Origin of the sequence: Streptomyces sp. S07_1.15 (assembly GCF_020739505.1) — a bacterium.
Taxonomy (GTDB): domain Bacteria; phylum Actinomycetota; class Actinomycetes; order Streptomycetales; family Streptomycetaceae; genus Streptomyces; species Streptomyces xinghaiensis.
In genome coordinates this window covers 3,753,888-3,773,436 of record NZ_JAJBZK010000001.1, presented here as the reverse complement: position 1 = coordinate 3,773,436, position 19,549 = coordinate 3,753,888, and the positions used below count along the sequence as shown (strand labels likewise).

General features: G+C 70.6%; 19 protein-coding genes. 8 read left to right on the top strand and 11 right to left on the bottom strand.

Going from position 1 to position 19,549, the window contains the following annotated elements; translation table 11 throughout:
- Positions 1-27: 27 nt before the first annotated feature.
- Positions 28-2,760, bottom strand: a complete 2,733-nt coding sequence (locus LIX60_RS16260; RefSeq protein ID WP_227959051.1) for an ATP-dependent Clp protease ATP-binding subunit — start codon at positions 2,758-2,760, stop codon at positions 28-30.
- 248 nt (positions 2,761-3,008) lie between these two features.
- Between LIX60_RS16260 and LIX60_RS16255 the strand changes: the two genes are divergently transcribed.
- The 5 genes from LIX60_RS16255 to LIX60_RS16235 all read left to right on the top strand — a co-directional run bounded on the left by LIX60_RS16255 (position 3,009) and on the right by LIX60_RS16235 (position 7,474).
- Positions 3,009-3,587, top strand: a complete 579-nt coding sequence (locus LIX60_RS16255) for a Uma2 family endonuclease (RefSeq protein WP_227959050.1) — start codon at positions 3,009-3,011, stop codon at positions 3,585-3,587.
- Between the two features lie 251 nt (positions 3,588-3,838).
- Positions 3,839-5,200 (top strand): MFS transporter, encoded by a 1,362-nt coding sequence (locus LIX60_RS16250; RefSeq protein ID WP_227959049.1) that lies wholly within the window; start codon positions 3,839-3,841, stop codon positions 5,198-5,200.
- A gap of 74 nt (positions 5,201-5,274) precedes the next feature.
- Complete coding sequence (locus LIX60_RS16245; RefSeq protein ID WP_227959048.1) at positions 5,275-5,679, top strand: pyridoxamine 5'-phosphate oxidase family protein; 405 nt, start codon at positions 5,275-5,277, stop codon at positions 5,677-5,679.
- Positions 5,680-5,845: 166 nt separating this feature from the next.
- Positions 5,846-6,496 (top strand): transketolase, encoded by a 651-nt coding sequence (locus LIX60_RS16240; RefSeq protein WP_227962794.1) that lies wholly within the window; start codon positions 5,846-5,848, stop codon positions 6,494-6,496.
- A gap of 48 nt (positions 6,497-6,544) precedes the next feature.
- The gene (locus LIX60_RS16235; RefSeq protein WP_227959047.1) at positions 6,545-7,474 is read left to right on the top strand and encodes a transketolase family protein; all 930 of its coding nucleotides are present in this window, start codon (positions 6,545-6,547) and stop codon (positions 7,472-7,474) included.
- Positions 7,475-7,582: 108 nt separating this feature from the next.
- Here the strand turns inward: LIX60_RS16235 and LIX60_RS16230 are convergent, their stop codons facing one another.
- The 5 genes from LIX60_RS16230 to LIX60_RS16210 all read right to left on the bottom strand — a co-directional run bounded on the left by LIX60_RS16230 (position 7,583) and on the right by LIX60_RS16210 (position 10,354).
- A complete protein-coding gene (locus tag LIX60_RS16230) occupies positions 7,583-7,873 on the bottom strand; it encodes a hypothetical protein (RefSeq protein WP_227959046.1) in 291 nt (96 codons plus the stop codon).
- A 44-nt stretch (positions 7,874-7,917) separates the two neighbouring features.
- Positions 7,918-8,289, bottom strand: a complete 372-nt coding sequence (locus LIX60_RS16225) for a cupin domain-containing protein (protein WP_374117980.1) — start codon at positions 8,287-8,289, stop codon at positions 7,918-7,920.
- Between the two features lie 250 nt (positions 8,290-8,539).
- Positions 8,540-9,178, bottom strand: a complete 639-nt coding sequence (locus LIX60_RS16220) for a Uma2 family endonuclease (protein ID WP_227959044.1) — start codon at positions 9,176-9,178, stop codon at positions 8,540-8,542.
- A 125-nt stretch (positions 9,179-9,303) separates the two neighbouring features.
- Positions 9,304-9,495 carry a DUF397 domain-containing protein gene (locus LIX60_RS16215; RefSeq protein ID WP_227959043.1) on the bottom strand — a complete coding sequence of 64 codons (192 nt, stop codon included), beginning with the start codon at positions 9,493-9,495 and terminating at the stop codon, positions 9,304-9,306.
- A gap of 7 nt (positions 9,496-9,502) precedes the next feature.
- Positions 9,503-10,354: a helix-turn-helix transcriptional regulator gene (locus LIX60_RS16210; protein WP_227959042.1), complete on the bottom strand. Its 852-nt coding sequence runs from the start codon at positions 10,352-10,354 to the stop codon at positions 9,503-9,505.
- Between the two features lie 304 nt (positions 10,355-10,658).
- Between LIX60_RS16210 and LIX60_RS16205 the strand changes: the two genes are divergently transcribed.
- A complete protein-coding gene (locus tag LIX60_RS16205) occupies positions 10,659-11,075 on the top strand; it encodes an ATP-binding protein (protein WP_227959041.1) in 417 nt (138 codons plus the stop codon).
- Between the two features lie 169 nt (positions 11,076-11,244).
- Positions 11,245-11,700 (top strand): DoxX family protein, encoded by a 456-nt coding sequence (locus tag LIX60_RS16200; protein ID WP_227959040.1) that lies wholly within the window; start codon positions 11,245-11,247, stop codon positions 11,698-11,700.
- Between the two features lie 42 nt (positions 11,701-11,742).
- Here the strand turns inward: LIX60_RS16200 and LIX60_RS16195 are convergent, their stop codons facing one another.
- The 5 genes from LIX60_RS16195 to dnaK all read right to left on the bottom strand — a co-directional run bounded on the left by LIX60_RS16195 (position 11,743) and on the right by dnaK (position 16,821).
- The gene (locus LIX60_RS16195; RefSeq protein WP_227959039.1) at positions 11,743-12,090 is read right to left on the bottom strand and encodes a YkvA family protein; all 348 of its coding nucleotides are present in this window, start codon (positions 12,088-12,090) and stop codon (positions 11,743-11,745) included.
- A gap of 414 nt (positions 12,091-12,504) precedes the next feature.
- Positions 12,505-13,035 carry a heat shock protein transcriptional repressor HspR gene (locus tag LIX60_RS16190; RefSeq protein WP_227959038.1) on the bottom strand — a complete coding sequence of 177 codons (531 nt, stop codon included), beginning with the start codon at positions 13,033-13,035 and terminating at the stop codon, positions 12,505-12,507.
- Between the two features lies 1 nt (position 13,036).
- On the bottom strand, positions 13,037-14,236 hold the full coding sequence (gene dnaJ, locus LIX60_RS16185; protein WP_227959037.1) for a molecular chaperone DnaJ: 1,200 nt from the start codon (positions 14,234-14,236) through the stop codon (positions 13,037-13,039).
- 33 nt (positions 14,237-14,269) lie between these two features.
- Entirely contained in the window at positions 14,270-14,965 is a 696-nt protein-coding gene (grpE, locus tag LIX60_RS16180) for a nucleotide exchange factor GrpE (protein WP_125624734.1), read from the bottom strand.
- On the bottom strand, positions 14,962-16,821 hold the full coding sequence (dnaK, locus tag LIX60_RS16175) for a molecular chaperone DnaK (protein WP_227959036.1): 1,860 nt from the start codon (positions 16,819-16,821) through the stop codon (positions 14,962-14,964). Before dnaK ends, grpE begins: the two co-directional genes overlap by 4 nt.
- Before the next feature lie 431 nt (positions 16,822-17,252).
- Here dnaK and LIX60_RS16170 point away from each other — a divergent pair, with 431 nt between their 5' ends.
- Positions 17,253-19,532, top strand: coding sequence for a (Fe-S)-binding protein (locus tag LIX60_RS16170; protein WP_227959035.1), 2,280 nt, complete (start codon positions 17,253-17,255; stop codon positions 19,530-19,532).
- Positions 19,533-19,549 lie beyond the last annotated feature (17 nt).

Below are 19,549 nucleotides of genomic sequence, written 5' to 3'. Positions count from 1 at the left end.
ACCCGGCGTGTCAGGCCGGGCGCCGCCTCAGCCGTCCGTCCCGGTCCGGGCGGCCGCGCCGACGGTCAGGCCGCGGCCGTCCTCCGACACGTCGACCCGTACGGTGTCGCCGTCCCGGACGGTGCCGGACAGGATCTCCCGGGCGAGCTGGTCACCGATCGCCGTCTGGACCAGCCGGCGCAGCGGCCGCGCTCCGTACGACAGATCCGGCCCGGCCTCGGCGGCCCCGGCCCCCTCCGCACCGGCGGTCCCGGCCTTCGGCTCGTGTCCCAGCCGGGACAGCCACTCCAGGGCGTCCTCGCTGACGTCCAGGGTGAGCCGGCGGTCGGTCAGCCGCTGCTGGAGGTGTTCGATCTGGAGCTGGGCGATCCGCTTGAGCTGTCCGGTGCCCAGGGCGTGGAAGACCACGAGGTCGTCGAGGCGGTTGAGGAACTCGGGCCGGAAGGAGGACCGTACGGTCTCCAGCACCCGCGCCTTCTTGTCCTCCTCGCTGATCGCCGGGTCGACCAGATAGTGCGAGCCGAGGTTGGAGGTGAGGACGAGGATGGTGTTGCGGAAGTCGACCGTCCGCCCCTGGCCGTCGGTGAGCCGCCCGTCGTCCAGCACCTGGAGCAGGATGTCGAAGACCTCGTGGTGGGCCTTCTCCACCTCGTCCAGCAGGATCACGCTGTACGGGCGGCGGCGCACCGCCTCCGTGAGCTGGCCGCCCTCCTCGTAGCCGACGTAGCCGGGGGGCGCCCCGACGAGCCGGGCCACCGAGTGCTTCTCGCTGTACTCGCTCATGTCGATGCGGACCATGGCGCGCTCGTCGTCGAAGAGGAAGTCCGCGAGCGTCTTGGCCAGTTCGGTCTTGCCGACACCGGTCGGGCCGAGGAAGAGGAACGATCCGGTGGGCCGGTCGGGGTCGGAGATCCCGGCCCGGGTGCGGCGCACGGCGTCCGAGACCGCGCGGACCGCCTCCTGCTGCCCGATGAGGCGCTTGCCGAGCTCGTCCTCCATCCGCAGCAGCTTCTGCGTCTCGCCCTCCAGCAGCCGGCCGGCGGGGATGCCGGTCCAGGCGGCGACGACGCCGGCGATGTCGTCCGGGCCGACCTCCTCGCCCACCATGCCGCCGCCCTGGAGGTCCTTCTGCGCGGCGGCGGCCTCCTCCAGCTCCTTGCGGGTCTGCGGGATGACCTCGGAGCGCAGCCGCCCGGGGGTGACCCAGTCACCGGTCTCGGGGGCCTTGCGCTCGGCCAGCTCCAGCTCCGTCTCCAGCTCGTCGAGGCGCTTCTTCAGCTCGCCGACCCGGGTGTGGATGGCCTTCTCGTTGTCCCAGCGGGCCCGCAGGGCGCGCAGCTTCTCCTCCTTCTCGGCGCGCTCCCGGCGCAGCTTCTCCAGCCGCTCGCGGGCGTCGGGGGAGAGGTCCTTCTCGCGGTCCTGCTTCTTGAGGAACTTGCGCTTCTCGTCGCCCACTTCGGTGGCGAGCAGCGACTCCTCCTCCATCATCTGACGGTCGACGGCGCGCTGGAGTTCGTCGATCTCGACGGGCGAGGAGTCGATCTCCATCTGGAGCCGGGACGCGGCCTCGTCGACGAGGTCGATGGCCTTGTCCGGGAGGAAGCGGGAGGTGATGTAGCGGTCGGAGAGGGTGGCGGCGGCGACCAGCGCGGAGTCCGCGATCTGCACGCCGTGGTGCGCCTCGTAGCGGCCCTTGAGGCCGCGGAGGATCGCGATGGAGTCCTGCACGCTGGGCTCGGCGACCAGCACCTGCTGGAAGCGGCGCTCCAGGGCCGGGTCCTTCTCGATCCGCTCGCGGTACTCGTCGAGGGTGGTGGCGCCGACCATGCGCAGCTCGCCGCGGGCCAGCATCGGCTTGAGCATGTTGCCCGCGTCCATCGCCGAGTCGCCGCCGGCGCCCGCGCCGACGACGGTGTGCAGCTCGTCGATGAAGGTGATGATCCGGCCCTCGCTCTCCTTGATCTCGGAGAGCACGGTCTTCAGCCGCTCCTCGAACTCGCCGCGGTACTTGGCGCCGGCGAGCATCGCGCCGATGTCGAGCGCGACCAGGCGCTTGTCCTTGAGCGACTCGGGGACGTCGCCCTTGACGATGCGCTGGGCGAGCCCTTCGACGACGGCCGTCTTGCCGACGCCGGGCTCACCGATCAGGACCGGGTTGTTCTTCGTACGGCGGGAGAGCACCTGCACAACCCGGCGGATCTCGGCGTCGCGGCCGATGACCGGGTCGAGCTTGCCCTCGCGGGCGATGGCGGTGAAGTCGGTACCGAACTTCTCCAGGGCCTTGTAGGTGCCCTCCGGGTCGGGCGTGGTCACGCGTCGTCCTCCGCGGTTGTTCTGGAAGGCGTCGAGCAGCTTCTCGGCGCTCGCGCCCTGCTGGTGGAGCAGCTCACCGGTGCGGCCGCCCTGGGCGGCGAGGCCGATCAGCAGATGCTCGGTGGAGATGTAGGCGTCGCCGAGCTCCTTCGCGCGCTGCGAGGCGTCGGCGGCGACCGCGAGCAGCTCGCGGTCCGGCTGCGGCGGGGCGACGGTGGAGCCCTGCACGGCGGGCAGCGCGCCGAGCAGCCGCTCGGCCCCGGAGCGCAGGGCGGCCTGGTCGGCCTCGACGGCGGCCAGGAGGTCCTGGATGTTCTCGTTCTCCTGGCCCTCGAGCAGCGCGAGCAGCAGATGGACGGGGGTGATGTCCGGGTTGCCCGCGGACACAGCACGCCGGCCGGCCGCGCTGATCGCTTCCTGGCTCCTGTTGGTCAGCTCGGCATCCACGTGACCTCTGCTCCTCTCCTGCGGGTCCTGCTCTGGCTCACCTGAACTAAGTTGAGTCTACCCCACTCAAGGGTGGGGCGGGTGCGGCTCCCGGCCCGGATTGGCGGGGCGGCGGAGCACCTCGGCCCTCGTCAGCGGCTACCCGCTCCGCCCCACGATCGGGCGAACTCATCCGCTCTTCCGAACAACGGACCGCCCTCGGCTCGTACGGTCGCCGCAGCACGAGGAAGGACGGGGAGGGGAGCACGATGGCCGTGGCACACGATCCAGCGCCCGCGGGGGACGAACTTCTCCGGGAAGGCTTTCTGGCCCTGGGCACCCCGGAGGGGGTCCGGGCCGAGCTGATCGAGGGGGAGATCTCGGTGACCACACCACCCGACGGCAACCACCAGCACACCGTGGACCTCGTCGTCATGCAGGTCTACCGGCGGTCGGCAACCGACATGCAGTGCTCGGGGAACAAGGGACTCGTCCTGCCCCGCGGCGGACTGTGCCCCAAGAACTACGCGATTCCCGACGCGACCTTCGCCCCGCGAGACCTCCGGCTCTTCCGCGGCGCCGAACCCTGGATGCCCGCCGACGGCGTCGCCATGGTCGCCGAGGTGACCTCCGCCAAGCCGGACGGCGACCGCTTCGCCAAGCGGCACTGCTATGCCCGCGCCGGCATCCCCCTCTACCTCCTGATCGACCGGGAGAAGGGCACGGTCACGCTCTTCGAGGAACCGGAGGAGGCCGACTACGCCGAGTCGCACTCCGCGTCCTTCGGCAAGCCCATGCCACTGCCCGAGCCGTTCGGCTTCGCCCTGGACACCTCCGAGTTCGCCTGAGGCGAGCTCTCGTCTTCCCGGGCCGAAGCGCCCGCCGGACACCCCGCTCCGCAAGGCACGTCGCCTGGGCTCCTGCCGGTCCGCCGATGTGGCGGCGCCCAACCCGCCTTCGCCGCAGCCGAATTGAGGTGCGCCCAGAGGTCCGGGGCACTACCGTCGCTCGTCGCGCCCGCCCCGCCCCCCGTTTCCGCACCACTCCCGCCCCACCACGACCGCTCACCCCTCGACGAGCACCCGGAGACCCCCGTCCCATGGCCATGGCAGCATCCGCCGAGGGAAGTCCAGGGCACGGCGGCGGGGCGAGCCGAGGCGGGCCCGTGCTGATCGGGGCGCTCGTCCTCGACGCGATCGGCAACGGGCTGTTCCTGCCGCTCTCCCTGGTCTACTTCCTCCGGCTCACCGACATCCCGGTCGGCCCGCTCGGGGTGCTGATCAGCACGGCCAACATCCTCACCCTGCCGATCCCCGTGTGGACGGGGCTGCTCGCCGACCGGTTCGGCGCGCTCCCCGTCGTCGTCGCCTCGCAGGTGCTGCACGGCCTCGGCTATCTCGCGTACGGCCGGGCCGACGGGCCGGTGAGCGTCTTCCTCGCCGTCACGCTGGTCGCGAGCGGTGTCCGCTTCTTCTGGTCGGCCGTCTTCACCGCGATCGCCGACTACGCGGACGGCAGCCGGTCCGCGCTGACGAAGGAGACCTGGTTCGGCTGGGCGACCATGGCCCGCACGGCGGGGTTCGGTGCGGGCGGGCTCCTCACCGGGCTCGTCATCGCCGATGGCCGGGCGGACGCCTACCGCGCCGTCGCGTACGGGGCCGCGGGGTGCTTCGCCGTGGCCGCCCTGGTGATCGCGGTCTTCGTTCGCGCGCCCAGGCCCCTGCACCGCGGCCGGGGGGACGGCGGCGGAGAGGGCGGAACGGAAGAGGCGGAGGTGCGCGCCGGCGGGCGCGCGGACGGTACGGGAGCCCCGCGCGCCGGCTACCGCACCCTGCTCCGGGACGGCCCCTTCCTCGCCCTGACCGGCGTCAACACGATCTTCGCCATGACCACCATGATGCTCGCCCTCGCGCTCCCGACCTTCGTGGAGACCGGGCTGCACGGCCCCGCCGGGCTCACCTCGGCGGTCCTGGTCGGCAATACGGTGCTGGTGGCGCTGCTCGCCGCCTCCGTGGCGCGGCGGCTCGCCCCGTACCGGCGGACCCGGGTGCTGGTGGCCGCGGCCGTGCTGTGGGCGGTCTGGTCCTTCGCGTACTCCGGGCTCGTCCCGGACCGGCCGTCGTGGGTGTTCCCGCTGCTGGCCGCCGCCACGCTGCTCTTCACCCTGGCCGAACTGATGCACGCCCCGATCTCGATAGGCCTGGCGACGGCGGTCTCCCCGCTCGCCGCCCGGGGCCGCTATCTGGCCGCCTACCAGTACAGCTTCACCTTCGCCGGGATCGTCGCGCCCGCCTTCTTCACCACCCTGTTCGAGCTGCACCGCTCCCTGCCGTGGGCGGCCCTCGGCGCGGTCAACTGCCTGGCCGCGGGCGCCGTCCTGCTCCTCGAACGGCACCTTCCGCCCCACACCCTGCGCTCCCGTCCCCCCTCGGACGCGCGGGAGATATCCCGGGAACCGTAGGGAACCGGCCGTTCCCGGCCCGATGGGCGCAACCCCGGCCAACCGCCCTCCGCGCCCCGGATACGCTCTCCGGCATGGCCACCGACCTCAGCACGCTCACCCCCGATTACCTCGCCTTCTGGGGCGAGCGCCACCTCTGCACCATCACCACCCTCCGCCCCGACGGCACCCCCCATGTCGTGCCGGTCGGCGTCACCTTCGACGCGGAGCAGGGGATCGCCCGGGTGATCACCCGCAAGACCAGCCGCAAGGTCCGCAACATCCTGGCCGCCGGACCGGACGGCGCGCGGGTCGCGGTCTGCCAGGTCTCGCGCGGCCGGTGGGCGACGCTGGAGGGCCGCGCGGTGGTCCGTACGGAGCCGGAGGCGGTGGCCGACGCGGTGAACCGTTACGCCGTGCGCTACGAGCGCACGCCCACGCCGAACCCCGAGCGGGTGCTGGTCGAGATCACGGTGGACCGGGCGATGGGCCACTGCTGAGCCCGGGCCGCTCCGCGGGGCGCCGGTCGTCCGACGCCTGAATCCGGGACTTGACCTCAACTAAAGTTGAGGTATCAGGATCTGCGGTATGAAGACCACCGCCTCTCCCCCGCACCCGGCGCCCGACGCCCTCGGCCACCCCCCGCTGCACCATCTGCACCATCTGATGGGCCTGATGACCGGTGACGAGAAGCACGGGCCCGCCGCGACCTCCACCCTCGACGTGCTGTGGGTGCTCTACGACCGGGTCCTGAGGGTCGCCCCGGACCGCATGGACGACCCCGGACGGGACCGGTTCCTGCTGTCCAAGGGGCACGGCCCCATGGCGTATTACGCGGTGCTGGCCGCCAAGGGCTTCCTCCCGGCCGGCTGGCTCCCCGCCTTCGGCTCCTACGACTCCCTACTCGGCCACCACCCCGACCGCACCCTGGTCCCCGGCGCCGAGATCGGCAGCGGATCCCTCGGGCACGGGCTGCCGATCGCCGTCGGCACCGCCCTCGGCCTGCGGGCTCAGGGGCTGGCCGATCCGGCCGTCTGGGTGCTGACCGGCGACGCCGAACTGGACGAGGGCAGCAACCACGAGGCCATCGCCTTCGCCGGCCCCGCCGGGCTGGAGCGGCTGCACACCGTCGTCGTCGACAACTCCTCCGCCTCGCATGCCCGTCCGGGCGGCATCGTCGCCCGCTTCGAGGCGGCGGGCTGGTCCGCCGTCACCGTCGACGGCCGCGACCACGAAGCCCTGTACGCGGCCTTCACGGCCCCGCACCCGGGGCGCCCGCACGTCGTCGTGGCGCGCGTCCAGCCCAAACAGGCCTGAGCAATCCCGCCCGCAGCCCCTCCCCGTGATCCGGAAGGACGTCTTCCCGTGGACACCATGCGCGACCGTTTCGCCCCGGTCGTCTCCCGCCTGCTCGACGAGGACCCGCGCGTCGCGGTCGTCCTCGCCGAGATCGGCGTCGACGGCTTCGCGGCAGCCCGGCGGCGGCACCCCGACCGCGTGATCAACGTCGGCATCCGCGAGCAACTGCTCATCGGCGCGGGCGCCGGTCTGGCCCTGACGGGCATGCGGCCGGTCCTGCACACCTTCGCCAGCTTCCTCGTCGAAAGGCCCTTCGAGCAGGTGAAGCTCGATCTCGGCCACCAGGGCCTCGGCGCGGTCCTGGTCAGCGCCGCCGCCTCCTTCGACTGGCCCGCCGGCGGCTACACCCACATGGCCCCCGGCGACATCTCCCTGCTCGACACCCTCGACGGCTGGACCGTCCACGTACCCGGCCATCCCGACGAGGCCGAGACCCTGCTGCGGCACGCCGTCGCGGCCGGTGACGACAAGGTCTACGTCCGGCTGTCCGTCCAGTCCAACACCGACGCCCTGCCCGTCGACGGGGCACGCTTCCTCACCCTCCGCGAGGGCCGCTCCGGCGTCGTGGTCGCCGTCGGACCGATGCTCGACGCCGTACTCGCCGCCACCGAAGGGCTGGACCTCACCGTTCTGTACGCCACCACCGTGCGCCCCTTCGACGGACCCGCCCTGCGCCGGGCCACCAAGGCGGGCGGCTCCGACGTCGTCCTCGTCGAGCCGTACCTCGCCGGGACCTCCACGGCCGCCGCGAGTGAAGCCCTCGCCGACATCCCGCACCGCGTGCTCGGCCTCGGCGTGGCCCGCCGCGAACTGCGCCGCTACGGCACCCTCCCCGAGCACCTGGCCGCGCACGGCCTCGACCCGCACTCGCTGCGGGAGCGCATCACCGCGTTCCTGCGGGCAGCTTCCGGCGCGCCGGGACGCCCGCGGACGTGAGCGCGTCTCGATCGAGCACGGCAGATGCCGCTCACGCCAACTGCGGATGAGTTGTGCGCGGCGGCATGGCCGTGCGCCCGAGGCGGACTCAGCGGGCACGTGCTGTGCTCAGTGCTGGCTCACCACGTCGAGATTGATGAACCTCGGCTCCGTGGTGCACAGCTCGCGCAGCCGGTCCGCGAAGCTCTGGGTCTCGGGCAGCGAGTTGTTCTTCATCGCCGCCTCGTAGGACGGGAACTCGACGATGTCCACGTAGTGGTTCGGGTTGTCCCGGTCGTGGGCGTGGAACTCGCGCGCCAAGGTGCGCTTCCCCTCGGTCGCCTGCTCCCACTCCTCGAACAGCGGCTCCAGTTCCTGCTCGCGGGTCGTCTCGTACTCGATGATCTGCACAAAGGCCATGATTTCTCGCTCCTTGGAGGTTGTGCGAACGTGGCCCAGCCGATTCAGCCGGACTTGGCGTACTCCGCGGCCATCCCGCCGGCGAAGTCGTACAGGACGACGGCCTCGTCGCCGACGACCCAGGCGTCGTGGCCGGGCGGGCAGACGACGACATCCCCGGGGCCGGCCTCGGCCTCGGCACCGTCGTCCATCCGCATCCGCAGGCGCCCCTGCACCATGTAGGCGTTGTGGTGCACCTGGCAGCTCTCGGTGTCCACCACCGGGCCGACCGACTCCGACCAGCGCCAGCCGGGCTCGAAGGTCGCCACGGCGAAGTCGAGCCCGGTCAGATGCAGGGCTTCGATGTGGCCGCGGGGGAAGTCCCGGCGTTCGTCGGGCTTGTCGACGGTCTTGATTTCCAGTTGCACGGCGATCATCTCCATCCGGGTTGGGTCGATCCGTGCACGGACCCGGTCGGTTACCGCCGCCACCGGGGCATCGGCTCCGCTGCCGCGGCACGCCGACTGAGCCCCATACACATCCAGTATCGACCCATTTGGCCTATTACGCGACTTGAGCCCGGATGTGACCAAACGACCGGGGCCCGCCGCTCCGATCGAGCGACGGACCCCGGTCACGCATGCGGCAGGCGCCTCCGCGAAAGCCCGGAGAGCAGCAGCCCGGCCGTCAGTCCAGCGGCTCCCCGGTGATCTCCTCAGCGATCGCGAACCCCTTGGCCGGCCCGTCGGGGATCTCCACCGCCTTGCCGTACGGCACGCGAATCTCGGCCGCGTAGACGGCCTCCTTCGGGGAGGGCGACGTCAGCACCGTCACCGTGCCGTGCCCGTCGAAGTCGTCGATCAGCACATAGACCGGAATCCCGGCCCGGGCATACGCCCTCCGCTTCCGCACCCGGTCCCGCTCGGTAGCGTCCCGCCCGGGCGAGACGACCTCGGCGACGAGGGCGACAGACTCGGCCGAGACGCCCAGCCCGTCCTCGTCCAGCGCCTCCTCAAGATCCTCGGGCGCGACAAAAACGTCCGGGATCAGCACTTTTCGGCCATGGAGAATGTTCATGTCCTGGTAAGCGGCGCAGTCACTGCCTTCGAGGAACTTCTCCACACGGCGACGGAGCCGGTTGGAGACGATGCCATGACGGCTGCGGCCAGTGGGAGACACCTCGATGAACCCCTCGACGATCTCGGCGTGGAAGCCCTCGGGGAGTTCCAGGGTCTTCCACGCCTGCCACAGAGCCCCGTCGAGATCGACTTCGGCCTCACTCGTCATCATGGGAGCCTCGGTCCTCTCGCACAGCACAGCGGTCATGGCGCAGCACCTCCTCCTCAAGTGTGGGCTGAGCGGCCTTGCGGCACAAGCAACACCGTCACGCTACGTAGACGATCCGACGCACGGCTCCCGAACGGGTCATCGCCACTCGTCCGGGTGAACCCTCAGCGGAGGTGGCCGAACTCGCCCTCCTTGATCCCGCGTATCAGCGCTCCAAAAGCACAGGGCGTCGCCGTGACGACCACACCCGGCGCATCGCTCTCCCGCAGGCTGACCACCCCGGACTCAGCAGCGACTTCGACACAGTTGTTGTCCGGTCCGTTGCCGGAGAAGGAGCTTTTCTGCCATTCGGTCATGGGCACCTCACAAGTCTCGGGCGATTCGGCTGATCATTTTCCGGGAGTCGGCAGGGCTGAGCGCAAGGTCGGCCGCCTTCTCGAACAACTCGCGGTAGGCGTCAAGTTGGGCCTCCGCGTGCAGGAACACGCTGCCATGAGCGGCATCGAGATGCACCGTGTCGAGGTCTGCCACGGGGCCCTCGGCGTAGAGCATGGAGTAGCCCGAGCCGGCGAAACCATCGACGTCGAAGGGGATTACGCGCACCATCGCAGTCGGACCTTCGGCGACGTCCAGGAGGAACGCGAGCTGTTCACGAGCCACCTTGCGATCGCCGACCCTGATGCGCAGTGCGGCCTCGTGGATGACAGCCGAGAAGTGATTCGCCGGCTTACCGACAAGAGCCTGTCCGCGCTGCAGGCGGAAGCCGACGACGGCTTCCAGGTAGTCGGCCGTCGGCTGAGGGCCGGCGTAGGTGTGGATCGCCCTGATGTAGTCCTCTGTCTGCAGGATCCCGGGCACATGGACGATCTCAAGGCTGCACAGGCGCCTGGCCCGGTGCTCCAGCTCCGCGAGATCCAGGGACCTGCTCGACAGGACACCCCGGTACGCCTCCCACCATCCACGCCCTCGTTCCGTGGCCATCGAGACCAAAGCGTCGACCAACTCGGTGTCTGCGCAGCGGTAGTGCGAGGCGAGCCGCCTCAGCCGCTCCTCACTGACCCCGATGCGGCCTGCCTCGATGTGACTGATCTGGATGGGACCGGTCCCCAGCAGCTCACCGGCCTCTCGCGCGGTCATCCCGGCGCGCTCGCGCATCTTGCGCAGCTCCGCGCCCAAACGCTCCTGCCGGGCAGTGGGATGGCTCCTCGGCGGCATGGGTCCTTCCTCGGTACGTACGGGGCCTTGCGAGCGCTCCATACCCGTCCCACCCCGTTCGGGGGAAATCTCGGATAAGGCTTGCAACGTATCAAGGCTGTTACTTACTTTCAGTACTGCGCCGCTCACGCAGCGGGACTCCGGCCAGCCGGAAGCGCACCACCGTGCCCTGCCCCGGGCTGGCCGAGGGCGGCGGGCGGTGGCAGGCCACCGCGGAGGCCCCACGTCAGTACGTACGCCGCGCAGCGTTCGCGGTCGACACGGCTCACCACTCAACCGCATGCACCCACGCCCGGAGGCCACCATGCCCACACCCGCCCCTTTCGAGTACCGGATGCAACTCCCGCACGACCCGCGCGCCGTGGGCGTCGCCAGACGCTCCCTCCGCGCCGCCCTCACCGCGCACGAGGTGCCCGAGCTGACCGAACGGGCCGAACTCCTCGCGAGCGAGCTGCTCACCAACGCCATCGTGCACTCCGACGGCGAGGCACAGCTCCGGCTGCGCTGGGCGCGGGAATCCCTCTGGCTGTCCGTCTGGGACACCAACCCCAAGCCGCCGGAGCTGCGCATCTCCGACGACGACAGCGAGGGCGGCCGGGGTCTCCATCTGCTGCGGACGCTGGCCGACCGCTGGTCGCACTATCCGGTGCGGCCGGACGTCTGCGGCGGCGCCGAGTCCAAGGTCGTCTGGTGCAGGATCAGCCGGTCCGCGCCCGGTTGAACCGCGGCCCGCCGCCGGTGTCAGTCCCCCGTGCTGGACTGTCCGCAGGAGACACGGGGGTCTGCCAACTCCCCTCCCCGGCAGGGGTTCCGCGCGCACCGATGAGTTTTCGGCCGCCCGCCGGTCAACCCCTGCACAGACCACGGAGAGAGCGGAACGGGAGAACGTCATGAGTGACACGCAGGCACAGCAGGACGGCACGGTTCGGGGGAGCACGGCGGGCGGGGCGCGGAAGGGGCGCGCCATGGCGATCACGGTGCTGGTGCTCCGGATCGTCTTCGGCCTGTTCTTCGTCTTCGCCAGCGCGCTGCCGAAGCTCATCGCGCACCCCTCGGCCACCGAGGGCTTCGACGAGATCGGCCTCGGTGACTGGTTCATGTACCTGACCGGGGTCCTCGAACTGGCAGGCGGGATCGCGCTGTTGATCCCGCTGCTCTCCGGACTGGCCGCGTTCTCGCTGGTCGCGCTGCTGATCTGCGCGTTCGGTATCACCATGACCGTCTTCGACGGGGAGAACGCCGCCTCGCCGCTGCTCTTCGCGATACCGATCGCCGTCATCGCCTGGCATCAGCGGCACACCGTGCCGGAGCTGTTCACCCGGCTGCGGAGTGCCCTCGGCCGGTGAGACCCCGACCGGGCGGGTGGAGAGGGACGGGTCAGGAGCGGATCAGAGCCGTTTCGCGGGGCGGGCCGGCGGGGTGCGGTCGCCGTCCCGCGGTGCCGGTGTCCGGGCGTCCGTGCCGCGCTTCGCGGCGGCCTTGCCCAGGTGGTGGAGGGCGCCCAGCAGCAGGCCGATGTCGTCCAGGTAGATGGGGTCCGGCAGCAGGTCCACGGGGAAGACGGTGTAGACGATCGCGCCCCAGAACAGGAGCTTGTCGCCGACCGGAGTGTCCTCGCTGCGCAGCATCCGGTAGGTGCGCCACAGCTTCACCGCGAGGACGACGGCGACGGCCAGCATCGCCACGGCAAGCAGCACAAGCCCCCAGAACACCGGTCCGCCGAGCTGGTCGATCACAGGTTTCCACCCTCGTAACGGCCCGGAGCATGCCCGGGGTTGGGACTCGTACCGTCTTGTCCGGATCCTAACCGGGGAGTCCGGTCGTGGCGGTGGTTGTGCTACTTCTTCCCGAGCGGGTGGCCACCACGCGCCTACACCGTCCGGCGGATGCGGCCCGGAACGCCTGAGGTCCGGAGGCCCTGAGGTCCGGAACGGCTCAGGCCGGGAACGCCCGAGGCCCGCAAACGCCTCGGGCCCGGGAGCGGGATGCTCTCCGGGCCCGGGACGGTGCGCGGGAAGGAACGGGCACGCGGGAAGGACAGGGCGGCCGGCGGCGCGGGCGGGGCCGGGCGCGGCGGGACCTGCCGCAGGGTAATAACCCGGTCAGCCGGGCGGAACGGTTCATCTCGTCACCGCGGCGGAGCCCGGGCCCTACTCGCCCCGCCGCTTCGGGCGCCAGACGACCAGCGCGCTGCTCTGCTGGACATCCGAGTACGGCACCAGGTCCCGGCGGTACGAGGCGTGCACCGCGGCCTCGCGCTGGCGCATGGCCATCGCCGCGCCCTCGACCGCCTGCTGGAGCTCGGCCACCCGCGCCTGGAGCGCCGCGACTTGGTTCTCCAGTTCGATAATGCGCTTGATCCCGGCGAGGTTGATGCCCTCGTCCTGGCTCAACTGCTGGACCTGGCGCAGCAGTTCGATGTCCCGGGCGGAGTAGCGCCGCCCGCGGCCCGCGGTGCGGTCCGGGGACACCAGGCCCAGCCGGTCGTACTGCCGGAGGGTCTGCGGGTGCAGACCGGAGAGCTGGGCGGCGACCGAGATGACGTACACCGGTGACTCGTCCGTCAGCTGGTACGGGTTCCGGCTGCCGCGGCCGGTGCCCCCGCCGGCGACGCCACCGGAGCCTCCGGTGCCGCCTCCGCCCGCGCTCCCGGCTGCGCGCCCGCCTCCTCGGATGTCCATCTCATGCTCCCTTCGCGGCCTGGAACAGCTCCGCCCGCGGGTCCTCACCCGCGGTGGCCTCGCGATACGCCTCCAGCGCTTCCCGCGCCTTGTCGCTCAGATCCCGGGGAACGGACACCTCGATGGTGACCAGCAGGTCGCCGCGGGTGCCGTCCTTGCGCGTGGCGCCCCTGCCCCGGGCGCGCATGGTCCGCCCGTTGGGTGTGCCGGCCGGCAGCTTGAGCGTGACCGGCGGCCCGCCGAGGGTGGGAACCTTGATCTCGCCGCCGAGCGCCGCCTCCGTGAAGGACACGGGCACGGTCACGGTGAGGTTGTCGCCCTTGCGTCCGAAGACGGGGTGCTTGTCGACGTTCACCACCACGTACAGATCGCCGTTGGGTCCGCCGCGCTCGCCCGGCGCGCCCTTGCCGCGCAGCCGGATCCGCTGGCCGTCGCTGACGCCCGCGGGGATGCGCACCTGCATGGTCCGCGAACTGGTCGCCCGTCCGCTGCCCTTGCACACGTCGCAGGGGGTTTCGGCGATCAGGCCGCGGCCCTTGCAGTCGGCGCAGGGGTCGGTGAGCGAGAAGCCGCCACCGCCGCCGCGGGTGACCTGCCCGGTGCCGACGCAGGTGGGGCAGACCCGCGGCGTACCGTTTTTGTCACCCGTGCCGGAGCACGCCTTGCACGCGGCCGAACTGGACATCCGCAGCGGGACGGTGGCCCCGTCGACGGCTTCGGTGAAGCTGAGCGTCACCTCGGACTCGATGTCCTGGCCGCGCCGCGGCTGGGTGCGGGTGCCGGGGCCGGCGCCGCCCCGGTTGAAGATCCCGCCGAAGACGTCCCCGAGCCCGCCGCCGAAGCCGCCGGCCCCCGGCGCGCCGGCGCCTCCGCCCTGGGCGCCCCCGAAGAGGTCGCCCAGGTCGAAGTTGAAGCCGGCGGGACCGCCGCCGCGGCCCCCGGCACCGGGACGGAAGCCGCCGTTGCCGAAGAGCGCGCGCGCCTCGTCGTACTCCTTGCGGCGCTTGGGGTCGGCCAGGACGTCGTTGGCCTCGGAGATCTCCTTGAAGCGCTCCTCGGCCTTGACGTCGCCCTTGTTGGCGTCCGGGTGGTACTCGCGGGCGAGCTTCCGGTACGCCTTCTTGATCTCCGCCTCGGTCGCGTCCTTCGGGACGCCGAGAACCTTGTAGTAGTCCTTCTCGATGAAGTCCTTCGTGCTCATTCCCGGCGTCCCTCCTTCCGGTCCGTCATGACGTCAGCCCTCGTCCGGGCCACCGTTCTCCTCGTCGGCCGCCGGTGCCGCCTCCTGGCCGCCGTCGCCCTGGGCCTGGTTGGGCTGGGCGCCCGGCTGGGGTTCGGCGACCGCGACCCGCGCGGGGCGGATCGTTCGTTCGCCGACCCGATACCCAGGCTGGAGGATCGACACGCATGTGGTCTCGGTGACGTCCGGGGCGTAGGAGTGCATCAGCGCTTCGTGGATCGTCGGGTCGAAGGGCTCGCCCTCCTTGCCGAACTGCTGCAGTCCCAGCTTGGCCGCCACCGTCTCCACGGACTCACCGACGGCCTTGAAGCCGCCGACGAGTTCGCCGTGCTCCCGCGCCCGGCCGATGTCGTCGAGCACCGGGAGCAGCTCGGAGAGGAGGCTCGCCGTGGCGAGTTCCTTGACCGTGATCCGGTCGCGCTCCACCCGGCGGCGGTAGTTCTGGTATTCCGCCTGGAGCCGCTGGAGGTCTGCGGTGCGCTCGCCGAGCGCCGTGCGGACCTGGTCCAGCTGGGCCGTCAGAGCCGTGATGCGGTTGGCCTGGTCGTCCGTCCCGGCGTCCCCGGCCTGGCCCGCCGGGCCCGCCTGGTCGGCGGGTCCGGCGGCCTGCGCCGCGTCAGGGGTCTGTGCGGCTTCGGCGTCGGCGGGGACGTCGGGCTCCTGGTCGAAGCCCGGGGTCTCCTCCGTCACGCGGCACCGTCCTGTCGCTTGTCGTTCTTGTCGTCGTCCACGATCTCGGCGTCGACGACGTCGTCGTCCTTGGTCTCGCCGCCGGCGGCACCGGCGTCGGCACCGGCCGCCCCGCCCTCGGCCTGGGCGTTGGCGTACATGGCCTGGCCCAGCTTCTGGCTGACCGCGGCGACCTTCTCGGTGGCCTCGCGGATGGCGGCGGTGTCCTCGCCCTTCAGCTTCTCCTTGAGGTCCGCCAGGGCGGCCTCGACCTCGGTCTTCACATCGCCCGGGACCTTGTCCTCGTTGTCCTTGAGGAACTTCTCGGTCTGGTACGAGAGCTGCTCGGCCTGGTTGCGGGTCTCGGCGGCCTCGCGGCGCTTGTGGTCCTCGTCCGCGTACTGCTCGGCCTCGCGCATCATGCGGTCGATGTCTTCCTTCGGCAGCGCGGAGCCGCCGGTGACCGTCATGCGCTGTTCCTTGCCGGTGCCCAGGTCCTTCGCGGACACGTGCATGATGCCGTTGGCGTCGATGTCGAACGTGACCTCGACCTGCGGGACGCCGCGCGGGGCCGGCGGCAGGCCGGTCAGCTCGAACATCCCCAGCTTCTTGTTGTACGCGGCGATCTCGCGCTCGCCCTGGTAGACCTGGATCTGCACGGACGGCTGGTTGTCCTCGGCCGTGGTGAAGATCTCGGAGCGCTTGGTCGGGATGGTCGTGTTGCGCTCGATGAGCTTCGTCATGATGCCGCCCTTGGTCTCGATACCGAGGGACAGCGGGGTGACGTCGAGCAGGAGGACGTCCTTGACCTCGCCCTTGAGCACACCGGCCTGGAGGGACGCGCCGATGGCGACGACCTCGTCCGGGTTGACGGTCTTGTTGGCGTCCTTGCCGCCGGTCAGCTCCTTGACGAGCTCGGCGACGGCGGGCATGCGGGTGGAACCGCCGACCAGGACCACGTGGTCGATCTCGGACAGCGCGATGCCGGCGTCCTTGATGACGTTGTGGAACGGGTGCTTGCAGCGCTCCAGGAGGTCGGCCGTCAGCTGCTGGAACTGGGCGCGGGTGAGCTTCTCGTCCAGGTGCAGCGGGCCCTCGGCGGAGGCCGTGATGTAGGGGAGGTTGATCGTGGTCTCGGTGGACGAGGACAGCTCGATCTTCGCCTTCTCGGCGGCCTCGCGCAGGCGCTGGAGCGCCATCTTGTCCTTGGAGAGGTCGACACCGTGACCGTTCTGGAACTGCTTGACCAGGTACTCGACGACGCGCTGGTCCCAGTCGTCGCCACCGAGGTGGTTGTCGCCGTTGGTGGCCTTGACCTCCACCACGCCGTCGCCGATCTCCAGCAGCGAGACGTCGAACGTACCGCCGCCGAGGTCGAAGACGAGGATGGTCTGGTCGTCCTTCTCCAGCCCGTAGGCGAGGGCGGCGGCCGTCGGCTCGTTGACGATGCGCAGGACGTTGAGGCCCGCGATCTCACCGGCCTCCTTGGTGGCCTGGCGCTCGGAGTCGTTGAAGTACGCCGGGACGGTGATGACCGCGTCGGCGACCTTCTCACCCAGGTAGGCCTCGGCGTCCCGCTTCAGCTTCTGCAGGATGAAGGCGCTCATCTGCTGCGGGTTGAAGTCCTTGCCGTCCAGGGTGGTCTTCCAGTCGGTGCCCATGTGGCGCTTGACCGACCGGATGGTCCTGTCGACGTTGGTGACCGCCTGGCGCTTCGCGACCTCGCCGACCAGCACCTCGCCGTTCTTGGCGAAGGCCACGACGGACGGCGTGGTCCTGGCGCCCTCGGCGTTGGTGATGACGGTGGGCTCACCGCCTTCGAGAACACTGACGACGGAGTTCGTCGTGCCCAGGTCGATGCCGACCGCACGTGCCATGGTTGATTCCTCCAGCTGACTTGAGTGGAACTGACTCAAGGGTGCCGGACCCGTTCGGTTCTGTCAAAGGAGCTGAGCCGACCCGGCTCAAGTCTTGTGCGGGGGCGTCTGTCACGCGCCGCGCAGGCCTCCGCACGAGCCTTCGCACGGCCTCTGCGGGGACCCACGCCGAGACCCCCGTCCCCGGCATCCCCGGCACCCCCGACGCCGCGCGCCATGACACCGGCACCGGCCGGAGGCCATACTTCCGCGTACCTCCGGAGCCCGCCGGGATGCGCGGGAGGGCGCGCCGGAGGGCGCCCGGAGGCCCGGTGAGCGATACAGATCACCGGCCAGCCGCCTTCAAGCGGTCCTCGATCCTGGGTAATCTCAGGAATACTGATTAAGTTACCGCTTAGTAATTACCGCTCTCGCAGGTCCGAGGAGCCCCTATGCAACTCGCCGCGATCATCGTGTCGCTGGTCCTCACGGCGGTCGGCGTTGCGCTCATCGCCCGTGCCGTCGTGCAGCTCTACCGCTTCGTCAAGATCGGCCAGCAGGTTCCCGCGGGCTCCCGCACCGACCAGCCGAAGCAGCGCACCCTCACCCTGGTCAAGGAGTTCCTCGGCCACACCCGGATGAACCGCTGGGGCATCGTGGGCGTGGCGCACTGGTTCGTGGCCATCGGCTTCCTCACGCTGCCGCCCACCCTGGCGCAGGCCTACGGCCAGCTCTTCGCCGCCGACTCGGTGCTGCCGGTCATCGGCGGCTGGCTGCCGTTCGAGATGTACGTCGAGTTCATCGGCCTCGCCACCGTCCTCGGCATCGTCACGCTGATGGCCATCCGGCTGATGAACCTGCCGGTCCGGGCCGGCCGCAAGTCCCGCTTCACCGGCTCCAAGGCCTGGCAGGCGTACTTCGTCGAGTACGTCATCCTCACCATCGGCCTGGCGATCCTGGTGCTGCGCGGCCTGGAGGGCGCCCTCCACCACGTCGACGGCTACGAGGCCGCGTACTTCGCCTCGTACCCGCTGGTGCTCGCCTTCGACGGGCTGTCCGCGGCCTCGCTGCAGACCCTGGTCTACCTCTTCGCGATGATCAAGATCAGCGTCTCGATGATCTGGATGATCACCGTCGCGCTGAACACCAACATGGGCGTCGCCTGGCACCGCTTCCTCGCCTTCCCCAACATCTGGTTCAAGCGCGAGGCCGGCGGCGACGTGGCCCTCGGTGCCCTGCCCGTGATGGTGTCCGGCGGCAAGCCGATCGACTTCGAGGACCCGGGCGAGGACGACCAGTTCGGCGTCTCCCAGGTCGAGCACTTCTCCTGGAAGGGCATCCTCGACTTCGCCACCTGCACCGAGTGCGGCCGCTGCCAGTCGCAGTGCCCCGCCTGGAACACCGGCAAGCCGCTCTCCCCGAAGCTGCTGATCATGTCGCTCCGCGACCACGCCCACGCCAAGGCCCCGTACCTGCTCGCGGGCGGCGGCAAGGACGAGGAGGGCAACGAGAAGGCCACCGAGGAGCAGCTCAAGGACGTCCCGGCGGCCGCGCTCGCCGAGGCCGAGCGGCCGCTGATCGGCACCCTGGAGGAGAACGGCGTCATCGACCCGGACGTCCTCTGGTCCTGCACCACCTGCGGCGCCTGCGTCGAGCAGTGCCCGGTGGACATCGAGCACATCGACCACATCGTCGACATGCGCCGCTACCAGGTCATGATCGAGTCGTCCTTCCCGAGCGAGGCCGGGACGATGCTCAAGAACCTGGAGAAGAAGGGCAACCCCTGGGGCCTGGCCAAGAAGCAGCGGCTGGAGTGGACCAAGGAGGTCGAGGCCGAGACCGGTTTCGCCGTCCCGGTCGTCGGCCGCGACATCGAGGACCTGAGCGAGGTCGAGTACCTCTACTGGGTCGGCTGCGCCGGCGCCCTGGAGGACCGCGCCAAGAAGACCACCAAGGCCTTCGCGGAGCTGCTGCACACGGCGGGCGTCTCGTTCGCCATCATGGGCGGCGACGAGAAGTGCACCGGCGACTCGGCCCGCCGCCTCGGCAACGAGTTCCTGTTCCAGCAGCTCGGCCAGGAGAACGTGGCCATGCTGAACATGGCCTTCGGCGAGGACGACGAGGACGAGTCGACGAAGCTCGACAAGTCCAAGAAGAAGATCGTCGCCACCTGCCCGCACTGCTTCAACACCATCGCCAACGAATACCCGCAGCTCGGCGGCGAGTACGAGGTCATCCACCACACCCAGCTGCTGCAGCACCTGGTGGACGAGGGCAAGCTCGTGCCGGTGCACCCGGTCGAGGGCCTGATCACGTACCACGACCCCTGCTACCTGGGCCGGCACAACAAGGTCTACACACCGCCGCGCGAGATCATCGCCAACGTGCCCGGCCTGCGGAACGAGGAGATGCACCGGCACAAGGAGCGCGGCTTCTGCTGCGGCGCCGGCGGTGCCCGGATGTGGATGGAGGAGCGGATCGGCAAGCGCGTCAACAACGAGCGCGTCGACGAGGCCCTCTCCCTCAACCCGGACATCGTCTCCACCGCCTGCCCCTTCTGCCTCGTCATGCTGACCGACTCGGTCAACGGCAAGAAGAACGACGGCAAGGCGAAGGAGGAGCTGAAGGTCGTGGACGTGGCCCAGCTGCTCCTGGAGTCGGTGAAGGCCCCCGCCGAGCCGGACGGCGCCGCCGAGACGACGGACGCGCCGGAGCCCGCGCCGGTCGACTGAGCACCACCCGCCGCGCG